The 19,599-nt window shown below is 35.0% G+C and carries 10 protein-coding genes and 1 pseudogene; 8 read left to right on the top strand and 3 right to left on the bottom strand.

Annotated features, from left to right (window positions below):
* Window positions 1–6: 6 nt before the first annotated feature.
* The 4 genes from BN2390_RS11840 to BN2390_RS22115 all read left to right on the top strand — a co-directional run bounded on the left by BN2390_RS11840 (window position 7) and on the right by BN2390_RS22115 (window position 5,339).
* On the top strand, window positions 7–1,314 hold the full coding sequence (locus BN2390_RS11840; RefSeq protein ID WP_053984557.1) for an FAD-dependent oxidoreductase: 1,308 nt from the start codon (window positions 7–9) through the stop codon (window positions 1,312–1,314).
* Window positions 1,315–1,325: 11 nt separating this feature from the next.
* The gene (locus BN2390_RS11835; RefSeq protein ID WP_053984556.1) at window positions 1,326–3,119 is read left to right on the top strand and encodes a glycoside hydrolase family 16 protein; all 1,794 of its coding nucleotides are present in this window, start codon (window positions 1,326–1,328) and stop codon (window positions 3,117–3,119) included.
* Window positions 3,120–3,377: 258 nt separating this feature from the next.
* Window positions 3,378–4,541, top strand: coding sequence for a flagellin lysine-N-methylase (fliB, locus tag BN2390_RS11830; RefSeq protein ID WP_053984555.1), 1,164 nt, complete (start codon window positions 3,378–3,380; stop codon window positions 4,539–4,541).
* A 573-nt stretch (window positions 4,542–5,114) separates the two neighbouring features.
* Window positions 5,115–5,339: a DapH/DapD/GlmU-related protein gene (locus BN2390_RS22115; RefSeq protein WP_053984554.1), complete on the top strand. Its 225-nt coding sequence runs from the start codon at window positions 5,115–5,117 to the stop codon at window positions 5,337–5,339.
* On the opposite strand, the pseudogene BN2390_RS22415 reads toward BN2390_RS22115, so the two are convergent.
* A pseudogene (locus tag BN2390_RS22415) lies at window positions 5,336–5,464 on the bottom strand (multidrug resistance efflux transporter family protein); the annotation flags it as partial. The gene BN2390_RS22115 and the pseudogene BN2390_RS22415 overlap by 4 nt on opposite strands.
* A 410-nt stretch (window positions 5,465–5,874) precedes the next feature.
* Here BN2390_RS22415 and BN2390_RS11820 point away from each other — a divergent pair.
* Entirely contained in the window at window positions 5,875–6,435 is a 561-nt protein-coding gene (locus BN2390_RS11820; protein WP_053984553.1) for a hypothetical protein, read from the top strand.
* A 1,188-nt stretch (window positions 6,436–7,623) separates the two neighbouring features.
* Window positions 7,624–14,364 carry a chitobiase/beta-hexosaminidase C-terminal domain-containing protein gene (locus BN2390_RS11815; RefSeq protein ID WP_053984552.1) on the top strand — a complete coding sequence of 2,247 codons (6,741 nt, stop codon included), beginning with the start codon at window positions 7,624–7,626 and terminating at the stop codon, window positions 14,362–14,364.
* A 193-nt stretch (window positions 14,365–14,557) separates the two neighbouring features.
* Here the strand turns inward: BN2390_RS11815 and BN2390_RS11810 are convergent, their stop codons facing one another.
* Window positions 14,558–15,493 carry a DMT family transporter gene (locus BN2390_RS11810; RefSeq protein ID WP_053984551.1) on the bottom strand — a complete coding sequence of 312 codons (936 nt, stop codon included), beginning with the start codon at window positions 15,491–15,493 and terminating at the stop codon, window positions 14,558–14,560.
* 168 nt (window positions 15,494–15,661) lie between these two features.
* On the opposite strand from BN2390_RS11810, the gene BN2390_RS11805 reads away from it, so the two are divergent.
* Window positions 15,662–16,216, top strand: coding sequence for a helix-turn-helix domain-containing protein (locus BN2390_RS11805; protein WP_053984550.1), 555 nt, complete (start codon window positions 15,662–15,664; stop codon window positions 16,214–16,216).
* A gap of 169 nt (window positions 16,217–16,385) precedes the next feature.
* Entirely contained in the window at window positions 16,386–17,183 is a 798-nt protein-coding gene (gene hdhA / locus BN2390_RS11800) for a 7alpha-hydroxysteroid dehydrogenase (protein WP_053984549.1), read from the top strand.
* A gap of 75 nt (window positions 17,184–17,258) precedes the next feature.
* On the opposite strand, the gene BN2390_RS11795 is transcribed toward hdhA, so the two are convergent.
* A complete protein-coding gene (locus BN2390_RS11795; protein WP_082238770.1) occupies window positions 17,259–19,496 on the bottom strand; it encodes a glycoside hydrolase family 30 protein in 2,238 nt (745 codons plus the stop codon).
* Between the last annotated feature and the right edge of the window lie 103 nt (window positions 19,497–19,599).

The following is a 19,599-nucleotide window of genomic DNA, read 5'->3' as shown; positions in this document are numbered from 1 at the left end:
AAACCTATGGAGTATACAAAAAAGATAGAAGTAGCATATGATGTAGATGTTTGTGTGGCAGGTGGTGGACCTGCTGGTGTTGCGGCAGCAGTCAGTGCAGCAAGACAAGGTGTGAAAGTACTTCTTATTGAATCCCAAGGTTTTTTCGGAGGAGCAGGAACAGCAGGGCTTGTCCCTGCTTTCATGCCTTTTGAAAATGGTGTAGATTTCTTGGCAGATGGTATAGGACGTGAAATTTATGAAGCTAGTAGACAGGATCCTTCCGTTATCATGGATCGTACAGTAGGAATTCAATTAGAAAGATTAAAAAAAATCTATGATGATTTAGTAGTAGAAGCAGGTGTAGAGTTTCTCTTTTTCTCACAAGTTATCGATGTTATTAAAAAGGGTAGGAATATAGAAGCTCTTATTGTTAGTACAAAAAGTGGATTGTTAGCAGTAAAAGCAAAAGTATTCATTGATACAACAGGGGATGCAGATGTGTGTGCCTTATCAGGTGTTGCGTATACCTTAGGTGATGAAAAAGGAAATACCATGCCTGCATCCTTATGTTCTTTATGGGCTGATATAGAATGGGAAAAAATGTGGATGCCTCATACGGCTTTTTTAGAAGAGGCCTTTAAAGATCATGTTTTTACCCAAGAGGATAGACACATTCCTGGTTTTTGTCGAGCAGGAAAGACAAGTGGTGGGGCAAATATAGGTCATGTCTTCAATGTAGATGCAACCAATGTACAAGATTTAACACAAGCTATGATTAAAGGACGCAAAATATTAAGAGAGTTTGAAACTTATTTTACAAAGTATGTAAAAGAGGGCTACGAAAATGCTTTTCCTATGGTTTCAGCATCTTATCTAGGCGTAAGAGAATCTCGTAGAATTCAAGGAGAGTATGTCATGACCATTGAAGACTTTATGAATCGTGCTAGCTTTGAAGATGAGATAGGTCGTTTCTCCTATCCGGTAGATATACATATTGCGAATCCATCCAAGGACGCCTATGATGCTTTTGTGAAAGAGCACAGCTCTCTTCGCTATGCAGATGGTGAGAGTTATGGCATACCTTATCGTGCACTTCTTCCAAAAGAACTGGATAATCTCTTAGTAGCTGGTAGATGTATAAGTGCAGATAGACAGATGTTATCTTCAGTGAGAGTTATGCCAGCCTGCTTTATAACAGGGCAAGCGGTAGGTGTAGCAGCTGCATTAAGCATAGATAAAGGATGGCAAGTAAAAGAAATAGATATCAAAGAGCTTCAAAGACGCTTAAAAGCTATAGGTGCCTTTTTGCCTAACTTTACAGAGGAAGGTTAGGGAGGTCAAACATGAGGTTAGTATTTCAAACACCTGAACTTACAGATAGAGAAGCTATTGTTATTCCTGCTAGTGGCAGAACACGCAGACTACTACAAGCCATATTGATGGATAACAGTGGGCAAGAAGTAGAGAATATAGCGATTGTCTATGAGATGGAGAAATCTATTGAGGGTATATGGATAGATGGTGATATGCTTTATCTAAGTGATCAAGTAGCACAAAGTACTCAGTTTCACGTAATCGCTAAAGTCAAATTAAATCAAGATATATGGACTACTTTAAAAATTGAAGTTATCAAGGATTTTACACTACAAGATGCACTGCCAAGCCCATTGGAAAAAGAAGGATGGGAGCTTGTTTATCACGAAGAGTTTCAAGATGGGCAGATAGATTGGCGTAAGTGGTCACCGTACTATCTCAGGGGCTGGACAGAAGATAGACTGGCAAAAGCAGATTTCTATTTTGAGGATGGCAAGTTCATAATCACATCAAAACCAGATAGAGAACCTTGGTGTGTACAAGATGGAGGGCATAGGGTTAGCAGTATACAAAGTTTTGAACGTACTCATTTGCATCGATTTGGTACAGTAACTGGTTCTAGAGAAATTCCGGATTTTCAGGGCTTTGCAACTAAATATGGCTATTTTGAGGTAAGAATGCGTTTGCCAGATACAAAAGATGGAAGCCATTTTGCTTGGTGGATGATAGGGGTACAAGATGATCAACATATCACAGCCGAGGTAGAGGGAAGCGAACAGTATGCCTTTGGAGTATTTACTAATCAAACAGCAGAATTTGATATTGTAGAGCAGACTCTTGATGCTTATACAGAGTCAAAGGACTATGAACCTAATATATGGCGTCCTGTTATTCATCCTAATGGAAGTACGGATTTGAATTACCTTTGGGTAGAACCAACACCTATTATCAATAGTCCAAGTCATGAATTTCATGTTTATGGCTTTGAATGGAATGAAAAAGGTACTAAGTTCTATTTAGATGGTAAGCTGGTACAAGAGACAGACAGAACACCCAACTATCGTATGATGACTCTGTTCAGTCTTTATCTTGGGGCAAAAGACGGTTCTTGTGGTATGGGAAGAGATAGAGGTATTTATCCGAAAGAAGCTTTGATTGATTACTTTAGAGTGTATAAGAAGAAAGAAGAAGCAAAACCTATATCCCTTGTGATTAATGATTATCAAGGACCATCGTATTTACAAATTCCTAATGAAAAGGTAAAGCGTTATAGGATGACAGCCTATGCCATGGATCAATGGGATAAACCAATAGAGGCTGATATCTTGTGGTATCTAGGGACAGATGTACAAGGTATGAGAGTACTTAGTAGAAAAGAGGAAGAAGCACAAGGGGTTACTATCCATAGGCAGACTGGTGAAGTAACAGTAGAAGCCTATGCCAAAGAGAATCAAGATATATTTTTAGTAGCATATTGCGAGGAAAATGTAAAAGAAGTGAAGCATTTGAAGCTTTCTAAGAAAGATCCTTATGGGGAAACTTTACGTTTTGAAATAAGTGAAGACACGATAACAAAAGGTAGTGAAAGGATTCTTCATGCAACAGTTTACGATCAGTATGGTAAAAGGTATCCAGGCCAAATCCGTTATACCATAATGTGTGACATTGTAGGAAGTGAATCATGTCGAATAGAAGGTGTACAATTAAGAGATACCAATCGATTAGTGGTAGATAAGGATGTGCCTTCTAATACCTATCTTTTTATTGAAGCACAAGAGGAGAAGCAACAGCTTAGGGCATGTTTAGTTTTACGTGTCATTTAAGTAGTAAGTTGGGATTACATCCTTACTACTACACCAGATACTTAACAATTCAAGTATAATTTAAATTAATCTAAAAGCACAATAAGCCACCCTAATAACAGTCTGTTCCCCCTATGCGTTATGCAAAGACTGAAATTAAGGTGGCTTATTATTTTGTGGAATTTCTAGCTGTATACGATTAAAGATACCACACTTGATGTTACAACCAATAAATATTAAAATAAAATAATAATTGATAGAGAGAGTGTGAAACTACAAATGAAGATAAGAGTACCAAGTTATTTTAAGGATTTTAAATGTATAGCATCAGCGTGTGAAGATACTTGTTGTGCAGGATGGGGAATTGTCATTGATGAGGAAACTTATAATGCTTATCAAAATATAGATAGTGGTTTTGGAGAAAAGGTAAGAAGTAAGATTGTAGAAGAAGATGGAGAAAATGTTTTTGTATTAAACGGTGAGAACTGTCCATTTTTAAATAAAAATAATCTTTGTGAAATATACAAGGAACTTGGAGAGAAAAGTCTTTGTTATACATGTAGACAGTACCCAAGATACATGGAGGAGTTTTTTGACTTAAGAGAAATGGGAATATCTTTATCTTGCCCAGAGGCTGCAAGAATCATATTAGGAAATGATAAAGTAACAGAATTTGATTTAAGTGAAGATGATGAAGTAGGAGATACGGATGATTGTATAGATGAAAAGGCACTTGAAGACTTTTTCCTTTGTAGAAAGCTTATCATTAATATTCTAGGAATGCCTCATATAGCTTTAGAAGCTAAGGCAGCAATTGTGCTTAGATTTGTTGAAGAAATACAAGAGACAATAGATTTTGATGAGATGGATGATATAAAAGCTATTAGAGAAAAGTACAGTAAAAGTAGTTTTATAGAAGAAATGATAAATGATTTATATAAATATAAAGGAAATGAAGTGATTAAATATAGCCATGTCTATGAGTATTTTAAAACATACAGAGATTTGGAGCATATAAACGATAATGATCCGTTAGGGTTAAATAATGGGTTTGAAAAGTTTTGGCAAAGTGAAGAGAATAGAGCATTTTATATCGATCAGCATAAGGCGTTTGATCATTATTATAAAGATAGCATGTATAAGTTTAAAAATATATTAGTGTATTTTATATTTAGATACTTTATGAAGTCTATTTTTGATTATGATGTATCTGCAAAAATAAAGATAGCGATCATGAGTATGATCATGATCAAGGAGCTTGCAGTAATAAGATTTATAGAAAATGGACAATTTACAGAGGTAGATATGGTGGATATAAGTCATATGTATTCTAAGGATGTTGAGCATTTAGAACAGAATATAGAAGCATTACAGGAAATTTTTGAAACAGAGGAAGTTTATGAAGTTGATAAAATCATCATGACTTTAATGAATGCATTTTAAGCTATGGCGATATGATTGAAATGAAAAATACAAGCTTATAATGTAAGAAGTTTTAAATGAACGGATAGTACGTCTTAGGTGTTACAAGTGGTCAGACGAATAATGGTGCAAAGTCACTGCGACCTCTTCAACGGCAGGGCTACCAGGCGCTTTCGTAAGGATGAGAACCGGATAGGAAGGGACAAATTAACTTATTACACACAAGCATAGTGGATGAAGTTTCACTAAGAATCCTGTAACAAGATATTACTAATAAAGCCAACTTAAGTTTGTCTAGGATTTTGGAGGGGAGGCAACTTAGGTTGGCTTTGTTTGTGCTTATGGTATTTTACTATTATTTAATATTATTATATAATATTAAAAATATATTTAGGAGAGAATGTAATATTTACTCCACCATTTTGGTGTGATTACGGATATAACATTTCTGTTGGCGATTATTTTTATGCAAATCATAGTCTAATCATTACAGACGGAGCAAACGTTTGGTTTGCATACAATGTTTTTATTGCTCCAAACTGTTGCTTTACAACTGCCGAACACGCCATTGACCCGGAACAACGTAAGGCGGGAATGAAAATTGCAAAGCCGATTACCGTCGGCAATAATGTTTGGATTGGGGCAGGAGCAACTATTCTTGCGGGTGTAACTATTGGAGATAATTCAGTTATTGGAGCAGGAAGTATCGTTTCAAAATCTATACCAAGCAATGTAATTGCAGTTGGTGTACCTTGTAGAGTGATGAGAAAAATTGCAGAGGAAGATAAGTACCGCTATCCTCTATATAGCAAGGGTTAAAGGTAATGTGGAGAGAGGATAATGGTAAGTTTATGAGTATCACCAATTACGAAGTCTATTACTTTGAAAAAGAGTACTGTAGCAATAACACTGGAAAAGGTTGCAACAATAAAAGATTGTATTAATTGATTTTGGGTAGAAGGCTAGCAGTACAATCCTCTGTAGATGGGTGTCGTCTCTGATGTTAGAAGGAGCTTGAATTTGATAAGGGTTCCTCCTATTAAATAATCTTTTAATAGATGAAAGAAAATAATAGAATGAGAATAGTAGAGGAAATCATAGTGGTTTACCTCCATAATTATAACCCACGAATTTCAAGTCATTTAGTTGAAATTCATGGGTTGTTTTTGTTTAATACAAATAAGACAGTATTGGCTACTAGAACTGTCATTTCAAATATCATAACTACCACCTACAACAAACCAACACAATACTTAAGTCCCAATACATTAAACTTATATAATTAACTAATGTATTTATGCTGTCGATATAAAGAGAGTATAAGGTCAATCAATATAAAATGGAGGTATGATATATGAGTATGAGAATAGTAGGTTCATATGATAAAATGGCAGCTATGATGACAAAAAAACAGGTAGGACAGGGAATGCCACAGCAAAATCAAGATAAAAAATTCCCAGTAAAAGATAGAGATACATATATATCACAGATGACCACAAAAGTAAAAATGCCATCAAGTCTGGATAAGGGTACTGCAGCACATACTACAATTCAAGTGGATCGAAGTACGTTTGATAAAATTGCAAATTATACAACTTATAGTGGAGAAGTAACTTGGGAAGAACTAGGTAAAGATGAAAATAAAAGATGGATTGTTGTGAATGGACAACGTTTTGAATGTGAACTTTCAGAACAAGAAAAAGCGATGATGAAAAATGCACAAAAAACATTGATTGATTATATAGAAGAAGTAGAGGAAGAAAGAAAAAAACTTGAAAACAAACAAAAAGTAGATTATCCAATATCAGATGATATGGATAATGAAAAACTTAAAAATCTAAAAGAAAATACAGTAGTAATTAATATGCTAGATAAGTTAAATAAAGCCCCAGGTGGTATCAGTCTATATGTATAAGAGAATAATGGCTGAAGTATAAAAACATCAAAATAGAATCTCATCATATCAGTTAGTTCGAGGGTTTTAAAGATTAAATAAATTCATTAAAAAGCACAATAAGCCACCCTAATAACAGTCTTTTCCTCCCTATGCGTAGCACAAAGACTGAAATTAAGGTGGCTTATTATTTTGTGGCAAAGATTATAACTTATAAGCAACTTCCTAGAGTAGTCCTGAGTGTATATTCTAAGCAAAGATACCATTAGCAAAGTCCTCTTGGATTTACCAGGCTACAGGCGAACTGCTTTGGTGTGCCTGCAGTGAAAGGGATCCTAATTGGATTTATCATGCCAGGTGTCCAAGGCTAGTTGCTTGTACGCTGGGTTTACCTCATACGTTCCTAAGGGTTTACATGCTTAGAGGGTGTCTAAGGATTTAAAAAGGTGGAAGTCACTATTTAGTTATAGATGTAACCAGCGTTCTGTGGTTGCCACCACCTACAGGGCTGGATTCTAAGAAGAGGAGTATCATTTAAGTCTAGGGAGGAGGAGGACTTAAGTTACTTACTCATCTTAGAGAGGGATCTTAGATTCAAGGGGCCTAGGACTTGTCCCATTAGATACCGTATAAGGTAATTTAATTTACCTTATATATACTTATACACGGATTTTTCAAAAAATCTCCCAAACTTTGCAAAAAAGTTGAAAAAATTTATAAAAAGTTAGGTAAGAGATAGAGGCATTTACCTGAAAGAAGCTTTAATTGATTACTTTAGTATTTATAAGAAGAAAGAAGAAGCACAAGATGAGAAGCAACAGCTTAGGACATGTTTAGTTTTACGTGTCATTTAAAGTTGAGGCTGTACCTCCACGAAGATGTCATCTATATGACAATTTACACATAATTGACTAGAAAGGAAGCAGTGCAATCTTCTTTAGATGGGTATCGTCTCTGAGAGATGAAGGAACTTGAATTTGATACAATAAGAGTGGCAGGTAGAGGTATAAAATTGTTAGAATGATCATTGAAATGAATTACAAGATGAATATTGATATAAATATTGTTTAAAATATAATGTTATAAATTATAAAAAATAGAAATAATTGACAAATATTATAAAGAGTGGTAGAATTTAACTGAAAATTTAAATAAAAATTTTTTTTATAATATAATAAAAAAAATTTTTATTTATAAGGAGGAAACTAGGTGAAAAATAGAGTAATGGCAAAAAAACTAGCAATACTAGGATTGGTACCATGTCTTATTTCTAGTAGTTTGCAAATTTCAGTTCATGCACTACCTTATTCAGCTCAGACATTACTTCCAGGAGAGATGGCACAAAAAGAAGATGCTTTAGAGAGTACAATAACTTCAGTAATCCTAGATAATCTAACAGTCTACTGTGATCAAGAAGGTGCCCGAGTAGGACGATTTGAGGTGAGAGGAGAGGAAGATAGTAGAGTTACCTTAAACGAAGACGCATATGATAATGAGCTATTTGTTATAGAGGACAACATATTAAGAACAAGGGAAAAACTTGAAAATGGTGTAGCCTACATAATACAGGTAGTATATGAAGGGGAAGTTTTCAAGTTTAAGATTCGCGCTATAAGTGAAACTCAAGTATTACCAGTTGATCCAGAAGAAGAGCATGAATTAGAAACATTACCAGTTGATCCAGAAGAAGAGAATGGATTAGAAACATTACCAGTTGATCCAGAAGAAGAAAATGAATTAGAAACACTACCAGTTGATCCAGAAGAAGAAAATGAATTAGAAACACTACCAGTTGATCCAGAAGAAGAGAATGAATTAGAAACACTACCAGTTGATCCAGAAGAAGAGCATAAATTAGAAACGCTACCTGTTTACCCAGATGAAGAACATTTACCAGAACTATTGCCAATTTATCCAGAAGAAGAGGGTATTGAGGAGAAGGTATTTACAACAGTAGAAGATGTGTATGAGAATGCTACTATCGATTATGTGCTTAATGGTGAAGAACGAATTTTTGATGGTACAAAAACTATTGATAAAACTATGGACTTAGAGAGTATAAAGGGGCTGACTAAAGGGACGATTATTGTTAAGGCGCGTTTAAATCCAGACCTTATTACGGAAAAGGGTGTATATTCTATTATTGGGTTTGGCTCAGCCACAGCACCCCAAACTAAAAATACAAAAGCACAGTTAGTAGGGGCCTATTATGATGAGAAGGAGATTATGCCACGTTACGAATTTTCAAATGGCTTATACAGTTCTTATTCAAAGAATGTTAATTATGGAGATGGGCAATGGCATGTAATGGCTATTAGCTTTGATGATAGTTATATTTTTGCAAGTGGAGATGGTGAGACGGTTTTAAATGGAGCAAATGGCCATTATGCTGATGAAAAATTCAAGGGATTTTTCACTAGAAATCAAGATATGAATAGTATTCAGATTGGGGGGCTAAGTGGCACTGATACAAATAGTAATGGTGTAGCGTATAAAAATTGGATTGGGGATATTGCACAAATTACTATTACAGATCAAGTGCTAACAGTGGAACAAGCAAATGCATTAACATTAGCCGGGAAAAATGATTGCATTCAGGTAACATTAGATGGGAAAAGCTTTGAACCTTATAAAATAGGTGCAGAAGTAGGCGAATTTATACTTACAGGTCAGGGGACAGATGGAAAGCGTGTTGTCTTAAAAGAGGGCGTAGCCGATAATGCGCATTTTGTTATTGAAGATAATGTGTTAAAGACAAAGGAGGCACTGCCACCACAGACTAAGTATACAATAGTTGTTACATGTGATGGTGAAACATTTAATTTTGACATTCATTCAGAAGTAGATTTAAATGCACCAATCATTCAAGAAAAAACATTACTTCGATTTAATGAGGGCATGATAGACAACGGATATAAGGATTATGATGAAACAGTTATAGACACGGTGAAACTCTTGGATAGTATGACGCTAAAGATGCAATTTAGTCAAGGGAAAAGTGGAATTGGATCTTTGTTTAGCTTTTCAAACTCTAAAGAGGCGAACAACCATTTTCATGTGTATGTAAATGGTTCAACCATAGGGTATGAATTAAGAGGGGCAGGTGTGAACTATTCAGGAACTGCCAATACACTACGTTTTAATGGGGCAAATACCCTTGCATTTAAAGCTGATGCGACAGACTATACATATAAGATATTTGTAAATGGTGAGTTAGTGGTACAAAAACAAATGACACCAGAAGAGTATAAGATGGCATCAGATTTTGCGCATATTGATACGGTGAGCTTAGGGAGAACTGCAAGAAGTAATGGTAGTAACTCATATCCTTTTACTGGATTAATAGGAGAAGCTACCTTGGTACCTACGGCGCTTTCGGATGAAGAATTGATTGCTTATACAAGTCAAACAAAAGAAGTCGCTGAAGAAAAGGAATCAGACCAGCCGTTTGTAGCAGGAGATGAGTTTGGTAGTAACTACTTTAGAATACCTGCATTAACAGAGTTAATAAATGGTGATATTATGGCAGCTATGGATGTTCGTTTTGGTAGTACAGCTGACTCTCCTAATAACTTGGATACAGGTGTGCGATTTAAACGTAACGGTTCTTGGGAAGAGGCTCAATTAGTGAATTATTTTGGAGAGTATACGAATGCCTCCGGAAGTGCTTCAAAGAGTGCATCATTTATCGATCCAGCAGTTGTACAAGATCCAGAGACAGGTATTATTTATATGCTTGCTGATGCATGGCCAAGTGGTGGTGGACTTTTTGGTAACTATAGCAGACTTTATGGCAATGGTATGGTTAAAATTAATGCAGCAGGTGAAAGAGTAGCTGATAATGAAGAGGGAACATACTATGTAGGTCTGGTCCCTAATGGGACACCTATTGTAAGTGGTGTGCAAATGACGCACTATATAAAGCCAGTTGTAAGTACCAATCCGAATCTTAAATATGAACTAATTGAAATAGAAAATAATCAAAAAACAGCTTACACACTTAATGCCTATTTTGAATTATTTAAGGATGGTGTTCCACTTGAGGTTGAGCAAAAGAGGCCTAATAATAGCTTGAGTGGTGAAAGCGTGCCTATGAGTATCTTTTATGATACAGCAGACTTTATTTTATATCCAGTAGCATACTTGTGGTTAAGCTCAAGCAATGATAATGGTATTACATGGAATGAGCCACGGCTTATTGCTAATGAATTTAAGACAGATAAGATGCGCTATTTTATTGCAGGACCTGGAAGAGGGCATGTGATTCGAAAAGGAGAATATGCAGGGAGAATTTTATTCCCAATGTATAGTGACCTCTACGGAGAGAGAAGTAGTGTTATCTATAGTGATGATAAAGGAGCGACATGGAAGCATAGTGACATTACAACTATGACAACGGAACCTGGTAAGAGTCCAGGTAAGTCAAGTGAAGCACAACTTGTAGAGTTACCAGATGGTACCATTCGTATGTATGCACGTAGTGCAGCTTATACCAACTATGTGGGGTATGCAGATAGCTTAGATGGTGGGGCTACATTTGAACCTATGCGTATTGATGAAGGATTCCAGTATGCGAGTAATGTGCAGTTATCAGTTATTAATTATTCAAGAGAAATTGATGGGAAACCTGCTATTATTCTTTCAGCGCCAGAAGGGGAAAAAGGAAGCAATCAAAGATCAAAGGGACGTATTCATGTAGGATTAGTCCATGAAAATCCTGGTGCAACAGGCTATGATAAATATGATATTGAATGGAGATATACTTATGAAGTAAATAATACAGCCTATGCATACTCATGTTTGGCAGAATTACCCAATGGGGATATTGCCGTACTTTATGAAACAGATGGTGTCAAACCTTATTATGAAGAAATTCCAATGGATAGGATACTTGGTAACGTAGATAAGCCAATGGATGCAGCCATTGATATTAATGAGCAGTGTGTGGGTGGTACATCTGTTGATATAGCACTAACAACCAAAGCACATGTTTTAGGGAGTCTATCTGATGTAAACAATAGTACTTTAAAAGTATCATTTGAGGGAATAGATGCTCCAGATACTATTGCAACTTACAAATCTATTAATGACGAAGGTAATAAGTTATTGTATACAGTGACATTACCAGAAAGTAGCGTACCATATGGCATGCATATAGCGTTGGATGAGACGACAGTATTAGTAACAATTAATGAAACCATGGATGCAAGGACTGTTAAAGCATTATCTACAGAAGTTTACACAACACGAATTCATACAAGTCATACCATCACTGTAGGTGATATAAATGGTGGTAAGGTATTAGCAAGTCGAGATACAGAGGTATATGGTGAGGAGGTAGTACTTAACATAGTACCTACTGAAGGATTTAAGTACAAAAAAGATTCGCTGAAAGTAAATGGTGTGCAGGTAATAGGTAGTGCCTTTAGGATGCCTAATGAAGATGTTACGATTACAGCGGAGTTTATGCAAGATAATTATAGTGTAGAAAAATTGGATGCTACAAATGGAACGTTTAAAACTTCTAAAATCATTGCAAAAGAAGGAGATGTTATTACTGTAAGCGCTACGCCTGATAGAGGTTACATGCTTCAGGAAATAAAGGTAAATGGAAGCAAAATAGATGGAACAACATTTAAGATGCCAGCAAGGGATGTCTCTGTTGAAGTTCTATTCAAAGCGCAAGAAGCTGTGACCTATGATGTTTATATAACACAGCCTATAAATGGTAGTATTTCAGTTGATCAGACAGAGGCAACAATAGGGGAATCTATCCTAGTGCATGTTGAACCAGAAGAGGGGTATAAACTTGCATCTCTTTATATCAACAATGAGGCAATTGAAGGTAGAGTATTTGAAATGCCAGAAAAAGATGTTACTATTTCGGCTCAATTTATCATCTCTAATGAAGTAAATGCACCAAGTATTCATGTAAGTGGGAAAGAGACAGATGGGGTGAGAACTGTTGAATTGAAAACAGAGACAGAGGGAGCAAGTATCTACTATACACTAGATGGTAGTATACCTACAAAAGAAAGTCTTAAGTATGATGAGAGTATTGTATTAGAGCAAACAACGGTTATTAAGGCAGTAGCAACTAAAGAGGGTATGGATGATAGTGCTATTGTAAGCCAAGAAGTTGTAGTTGGAAAAGAAGTATATGTAAGTGAGCCAATCTTTGTTGTAAGTGGCATAGATACAGATAAGTATCGCAAGGTTGAGCTGATAACACAGACACCAGATGCAACTATTTACTATACACTAGATGGTAGCATGCCTACAAAAGAAAGTCTTAAGTATGATGAGAGTATTGTATTAGAGCAAACAACGGTTATTAAGGCAGTAGCAACTAAAGAGGGTATGGATGATAGTGCTATTGTAAGCCAAGAAGTTGTAGTTGGAAAAGAAGTATATGTAAGTGAGCCAATCTTTGTTGTAAGTGGCATAGATACAGATAAGTATCGCAAGGTTGAGCTGATAACACAGACGCCAGATGCAACTATTTACTACACATTAGATGGTTCAGATCCTACTCAAGCAAGCTTAATCTATACAGAGGCTATTGTACTTAATAAAACAGCAACTATCAAAGCAATAGCAGTAAAAGAAGGAATGGAAAATAGTGGTGTGGTAACTAAAGAGATTATAGTTGGAGAAGATATAAAGTACAGTATTACATTTGATAGTAAGGGTGGAAGTGAAGTAGCAGCACAAGAGATATTAGAAGGTCAAAAGGCGACTAAGCCGGCAGATCCAATAAGAGAAGGCTATAAATTTATAGGATGGTATATAGATGAAGGTTATACAGAGGCATATAACTTTGATAAAGAAGTAGTGGCTCATGTAACAGTGTATGCTAAGTGGCAGAAAAATGAATCAGGTGGTTCATCAGGTAGTGGTGGATCTACAAACAATACATCAAATAGTTCTACACAGATTGAGGTAGTAGAAATCACAGAAGATAAAGAGAGTATTATAGTTAGACCACAGGTGAAAGCAGATAAAGCTGAGTGGCAAACATCTAAAAAACAACTTCAATCCCTCGTAAAAGATAAGGCGCAACTTGTAATAGAGACCTCTATAGGAAAGGTTATCTTAAATAAGGAAGTGATAAATAATCTTTTAGATCAAGTTGGGGAAGAGGTTGTGACATTTACAATACAGCAATTAGAAGGCAATAAAGTAATAGTAGGAATAAGTAAAGGGAGAGAAAAGATAGCTATAAACGGAATAGGAACCATACACATTACAATTCCTTATACATTAACTAAAGGTCAATCACCTAATAATGTAGTTATGTATTACTATGATTCCATTGGATCAAGTAAATTACTAAAAACATCCAGCTATCAAGATAATAGTATCCAAGCTCAAGTAGAAGGGCTAGGAAGTTATGAAGTGGTATATAGAGAAATGAGACTTAAAGATATTGGAGATCACTGGGCAAAAGAAAGTATTGATTTTGTAGTAGCAAGAGATATTATGGGAGGAACAGCTACAGATACATTTAGTCCGGAAATGACTATGACAAGAGGTATGTTTGTGACGGTCTTAGGAAGACTTGCAAATGTAGACGAAGTAGAGAAAAATACTTTATTTACAGACGTACAAGAGGATATATACTATGCTCCTTATATTGCTTGGGCAAATGAAATGGGTATTGCACAAGGTATTGGAGAAGGGTTGTTTGGACCAGATCAAGAGATAACACGAGAGCAGCTAGCGTGTATGCTGGTAAAATATATGCAATTAATGGATATACAAGTAGAAATAGAACAAAATAATTTAGCAGCTTTCGAAGATACAGACTACATCAGTAGTTGGGCTAAAGAAAGTATGGCTATTTTAGTAGAAAAGAATATCTTAGGCGGAAGTAGCGGTAAATTAAATCCAAAACAAGTTGCAAAACGAGCAGAAGTTGCAAAAATGATTCATAACATTATGAAGTAATAAAAATGAAAATGTACCCTGAAAGATAGAGACTAAATAAAATAGTCTCTATCTTTTTTTCATGTTACTAGATCTCTAGCAGTCATAGGAGGATACATTTATGCCAAGACTACGCTTTATTGAACAACAAATATTGCTATTACAAAATACAGATCGTAAATGAATATGTAAAGAGTAAATTTTAAGCTAAACTTTATGTCTGTGACATACTGTTTAATATCATTCCAACAACAACTAGAAATAAACCTAATATTGCAATAGAAGTTGGAAGGGAATCATTTAAAAATAAAATACTGCCTAATAGTGTGAAGATGACCTCACCTGCTTGGGTAGATTCTATTATGGCAAGTTTATGAGTATCACCGCCTACTAAATCTGTTGCTTTGAAAAAGAGTACTGTGGCAATAATACCGGAAAAGATTGCAACAATAAAAGATTGTATTAATTGATCTTGGCTAGGAAGTCCTACAGAAAGAGTACCGAATATTGATATGATCAACCAAAAAGGCAGACTACAAAGGGTCATTCCAAAGACTCTTTCAATAGTGCTTAGTTTGTTGTCGCAAAGTTCAATCATCTTTCTATTACCCAGAGGATAAGCAAAGGCAGCAACAAGAACTGGAGCCATTCCTATTAAACATTCTGATAAGGAAAGTGATTTTGCCTCTTCAAATTGCATTAAAAAAATGCCAATTAATATGATTGAAGAAATTAAAAGGAACTTTTTAGGGAGTTTATTACGCTCTTCAGTCATACCTCGTTCGGCTTTTACTTTAGTAGTAAATAAAGGGGATATGAGTGCCCCGGCAATGATTGTTATCTGCCATGTTCCTGCAACAAGCCAGGATGAGCCGTATTGAGAAGCTAAACTTAAGGGTGCATAAAACAATCCAAATCCAACAGTACTCCACAGTAGCCAGCTTGTGGGTGCTTTTTTTATTTCTGAAATGACCTTGCCTAAGCTTTTGTTAATCACTATACCCACAAATAATAGAGGTAACATAAATAAAAACCTTAGAGATGAGCTCCAAAGCCAACTACCTCCAGATATGTTCATTTGACTATTAAGAATAAAAGTAAATGAGAAAAAGAAAGAGGATATAATACCTAAGATAAATGCTTTTTTCATTGTGTTTCTCCTTATGTAAAATATGAAATAAGTAAAATATACAAATATAATGTATGCTATAGTGTATAATATATATGATATTATACAAACCGGAATAAATAATTTCAACTGTTATATTATAAAAAAAATGCTATAGCATACAAAAGGCTGTGTTTAAGGAGTGGAGAGATGGAAAATTTAAATTTACTTATAGGTAAAAAACTTAAAGAGATAAGAAGCAGTAGAAATTTAAGTTTAGAGGAGGTTAGCAAAGTAACCAATGTTAGCAAAGCTATGCTAGGACAGATAGAAAGAGGACAGTCTAATCCAACAGTATCTACATTATGGAAGATTGCTACGGGGTTAAAAGTGTCCTTTTCAGTATTTATTGAAGAAAATCAAGATGAGCTAATAATTGTTGATCAAGAGGGGGTTGTACCTATAATTGAAAGTAAGGAAAAAATGAGATTGTATCCTATATTTCCATTTGATGCAAATAAGGGATTTGAAATATTTACGATAGAATTGGAAGCGGGATGTCATCACATTTCAATGCCTCATGCAGACGGTGTTGAAGAGTATATAATCGTTACCAAAGGACAAATAGTGATAACTATAAAAGGTAAAGATTATATATTAGATAAAGGAAAATCAATAAAATTCATAGCTGATAAAGGACATGAATACAAAAATATTACAGATAATAAAGCAGTATTTCAAAATATTATTATTTACGGTAATTAAGCAGAGAAAATCCTAGACATAACAAATAAAGGTCTAAGATTTTTTTTGAAAAATTTAAAAATTTTATAGAAAAATTTAGAGTTGACAAAGTGATATATTGTTATAGAATAAGAAATTATATAAGAATATTTATTAATAAAGAATATAACTTAGAAATAAGGAGAACAATATGAGATTACAAAATAAAGTAGCAGTAGTTACAGCATCAACAAGAGGAATAGGACTTGCTTGTGTCAAACGTTTGGCACAAGAAGGCGCAACTGTCTATATGGCAGCTAGAAATGTAGAGCGTGCACAAGAAATTGCTACAGAATTAGGTACAGCGGGCTACAATGTAAAGGTTGTTTACAATGATGCTACAGTTAAAGAAAGTTATAAGATGATGATCGATGAAGTTGCCAAACAAGAAGGTAGAATTGATGTGTTGGTCAATAACTTTGGTGGTTCTAATCCAAAAACAGATTTAGATATTAAAAATACAGATTATGAAGATTTTATTGGTACAGTAGATATGAATTTAGCCAGTGTCTTTTTAACTGCACAAGCTGCTATTCCACATATGGCTGCAAATGGAGGAGGAAGTATTATTAATATTTCTTCAGTTGCAGGAATTCGCCCAGATATTTCACAAATTGGATATGGAACAAGTAAGTCAGCAATTAATTATTTAACAAAACTGATTGCTACTCAATGTGCAAGAGATAATATCCGTTGCAATGCAGTCCTTCCAGGTATGACAGCAACAGATGCGGTAAATAATAATTTATCAGAGGCATTTAAAGAATTCTTCTTAAAACATACACCAATTAAGCGTATGGGAGAACCAGAGGAAGTAGCTGGAACAGTTGCTTACTTTGCAAGTGATGATGCAGCGTACACAACAGGACAAATTGTGGATGTATCTGGTGGATTTGGTATGCCAACCCCTGTGTATGGTGATATGATTGAAATGAAAAATAGAAGATAATATAAAATGTAAAAGTGCACAAATTATAAATTAAAAATTGTGCACTTTTGTTAATTTTATTTAAGTTAATAGGTTTTAATACAGAATTACTTTGGAAATTTGCTTATTCCATTCATATTTACCACCACTAAGTGTAATTTTTAAGTAATTACCTACCTTGGTATTATTGAGAGGTGAATAGGTTTTACGGTACCAATGATCCTTGGTATAAAAAGTTCCGGAGGATTTAGTTTCAAGTGGGTACCAGTTGATCCCATCATTAGAAGTAGAGAAGGATATATCTTGGAAGGGGTCATCTGTATTGTCATAGAAATATAAGTATACGTCAAAATCATTAATTTGACGGTCACCTAAAGTATAGATAAGTTCTCCAGCATCTGTTGTTGTACGTAGAGCTCTTGTTGTGTCGTTATCAAACTTTTCTTTTTGGTTACCATCTTGGCCACCAATCACCAGGTTGGAACTTGTTGTAACTTGGAATAAGTCAGATAAATCGTCCATTAATGCAATGGCACTTGAATCATAGGAAAAAGCAATTTCTGCTAGATGTTTATTCCATTCATTCGTACCACCATCAAACTCAATTTTTAAGTAATTTGTCCCTTGAGGGATATCATAACTAGGGAAGTATTTTACTCTATTCCAATCTTTTGTGGTATGAATCGGCTTAGTATGTTCTACTTGTAAAGGGGTGTAATCTATACCATCCCTAGATATGGAGAATTGGATGTTATTTAGATTGTCACAATAATATAGAGTGGCTAAGAAATCGTTTATTCCAGGATATTTATAAATGGCATGTTGTTTGGATAATTCGATCCTTCTTAGGCAGCTTGAATCATTATCATAGCGTCCATAATCATTACCCTTTTCGATGGTCCATTTAGGGGAGGAGTCATAAAGATTACCCATATGGTCTAGAGTATCAACTGTATCATAGGACTTGGTTGTGAGTGGTGTAGAATTTTGTGTACCAACTAAAGTTATAATACTTTTTGAGCCAATAGAGACAGTAGCAATACCATTTGTAACAGGGATATCTTCTAAAGGTTCTATATTATAATTTAAGTCTGTTACATAAGGAGTTAAGTAACCAGATGAGACACCTTGGAGGTTGACATCTAATACGTAATTATTATTTTTGTTGTTATTTACTAAAACAATGCAGAATTCACCTGTAATAGGATTTTTATACGCTGTAGCGTAAACATCAGAAGCAGGATTTTCTGTAGCAACAATTCGTTGATAGCCTGGGCGAATAAATTTACTGTATTGACCTATAGCATACAATCTTTTTGTGGTGGTGTAATCTGTATTATTGTTTATCTGAATAAGTGCTTGATTGGTTGATGTGGTGTGAGCTCCGCGCCAATAGAAGAAAGCACTGACCTCAGGAATGGTCATAAATTTATGAACTTTCATAGCCCAATCTACACCGTCATTGATATCTGTTTTTAAACCATTAGATGTATCACAAAGTTCAGTGAGCCATATTTTCTTTTGTGCCTGGTCAGAAAGTGGGAAGTCTTGAATAAACCCTTGATATTGATGAGAAGTTACGATATCTAATGCTTCGCGTCCCTCGGGAGTAGTAAGTAATTTTTCTACAAAATGTTCATTCCAAAACCCACTTTCACCTGCGATGATTTTAGTATCTAAGTTTTCACGTTCAAAAGTAGGTTTTAAATAATTAACGATAAAATCATAAAAGCTATTTGGGGTCCAAAGGCAAGATTTCCAAGATGCAGGATATTCAGGCTCGTTAGCAATGGAGACACCATAAATATCAATGTTATGATATTGTTTATAGATTTTCACATAAGCTGCTAAATAATCAGCATATTCTTGGTAGCATTCCTTTTTTAAAAATCCCCCATAATACCAACTGTTATTTGTTTTCATCCATTTTGGTGGAGACCATACTGTACCATAGATTTTTTTTACACCTCGTTGGAGAGCTTCATTAAAGTACCATAATTCACGAGGATCCCCATCTGTGTACCAAACATTATTTTCAGGTTCTATAGTAGGTTTGCTCTCCCCGCAACCAATTTCTGTACGGAGTAAAGATAGGCCGATGCCTTTTTCTTGAGAAAATAACAAATCCATGACTTCTGAACGATAAGGTTCGTTCATAACATAGGTGCATTCTTCTTCTTGTGTAATGCCAAACCCATCAATTTGTTGACGTACATTATTCCATTCTACAGTAACTTGAGGATTAGAGGCTGCATAGACAGCGCTACCATTCATCCCACCTAGTATGATGCTACTAACCAGACAACCTACCAATAGCTTTTTGAATCGACTCATTAAATCACCCTTCCCCCACTTAAAATTATGATGAAACCTAATTTAAACATAGACAAAATAAATAAAAATAGCCATTACAATTTTTATTTAATAATGACTATTT

Source organism: Niameybacter massiliensis, from assembly GCF_001282685.1.
GTDB classification, from domain to species: domain Bacteria; phylum Bacillota; class Clostridia; order Lachnospirales; family Cellulosilyticaceae; genus Holtiella; species Holtiella tumoricola.
This window is presented reverse-complemented; position numbering and strand designations above follow the sequence as displayed.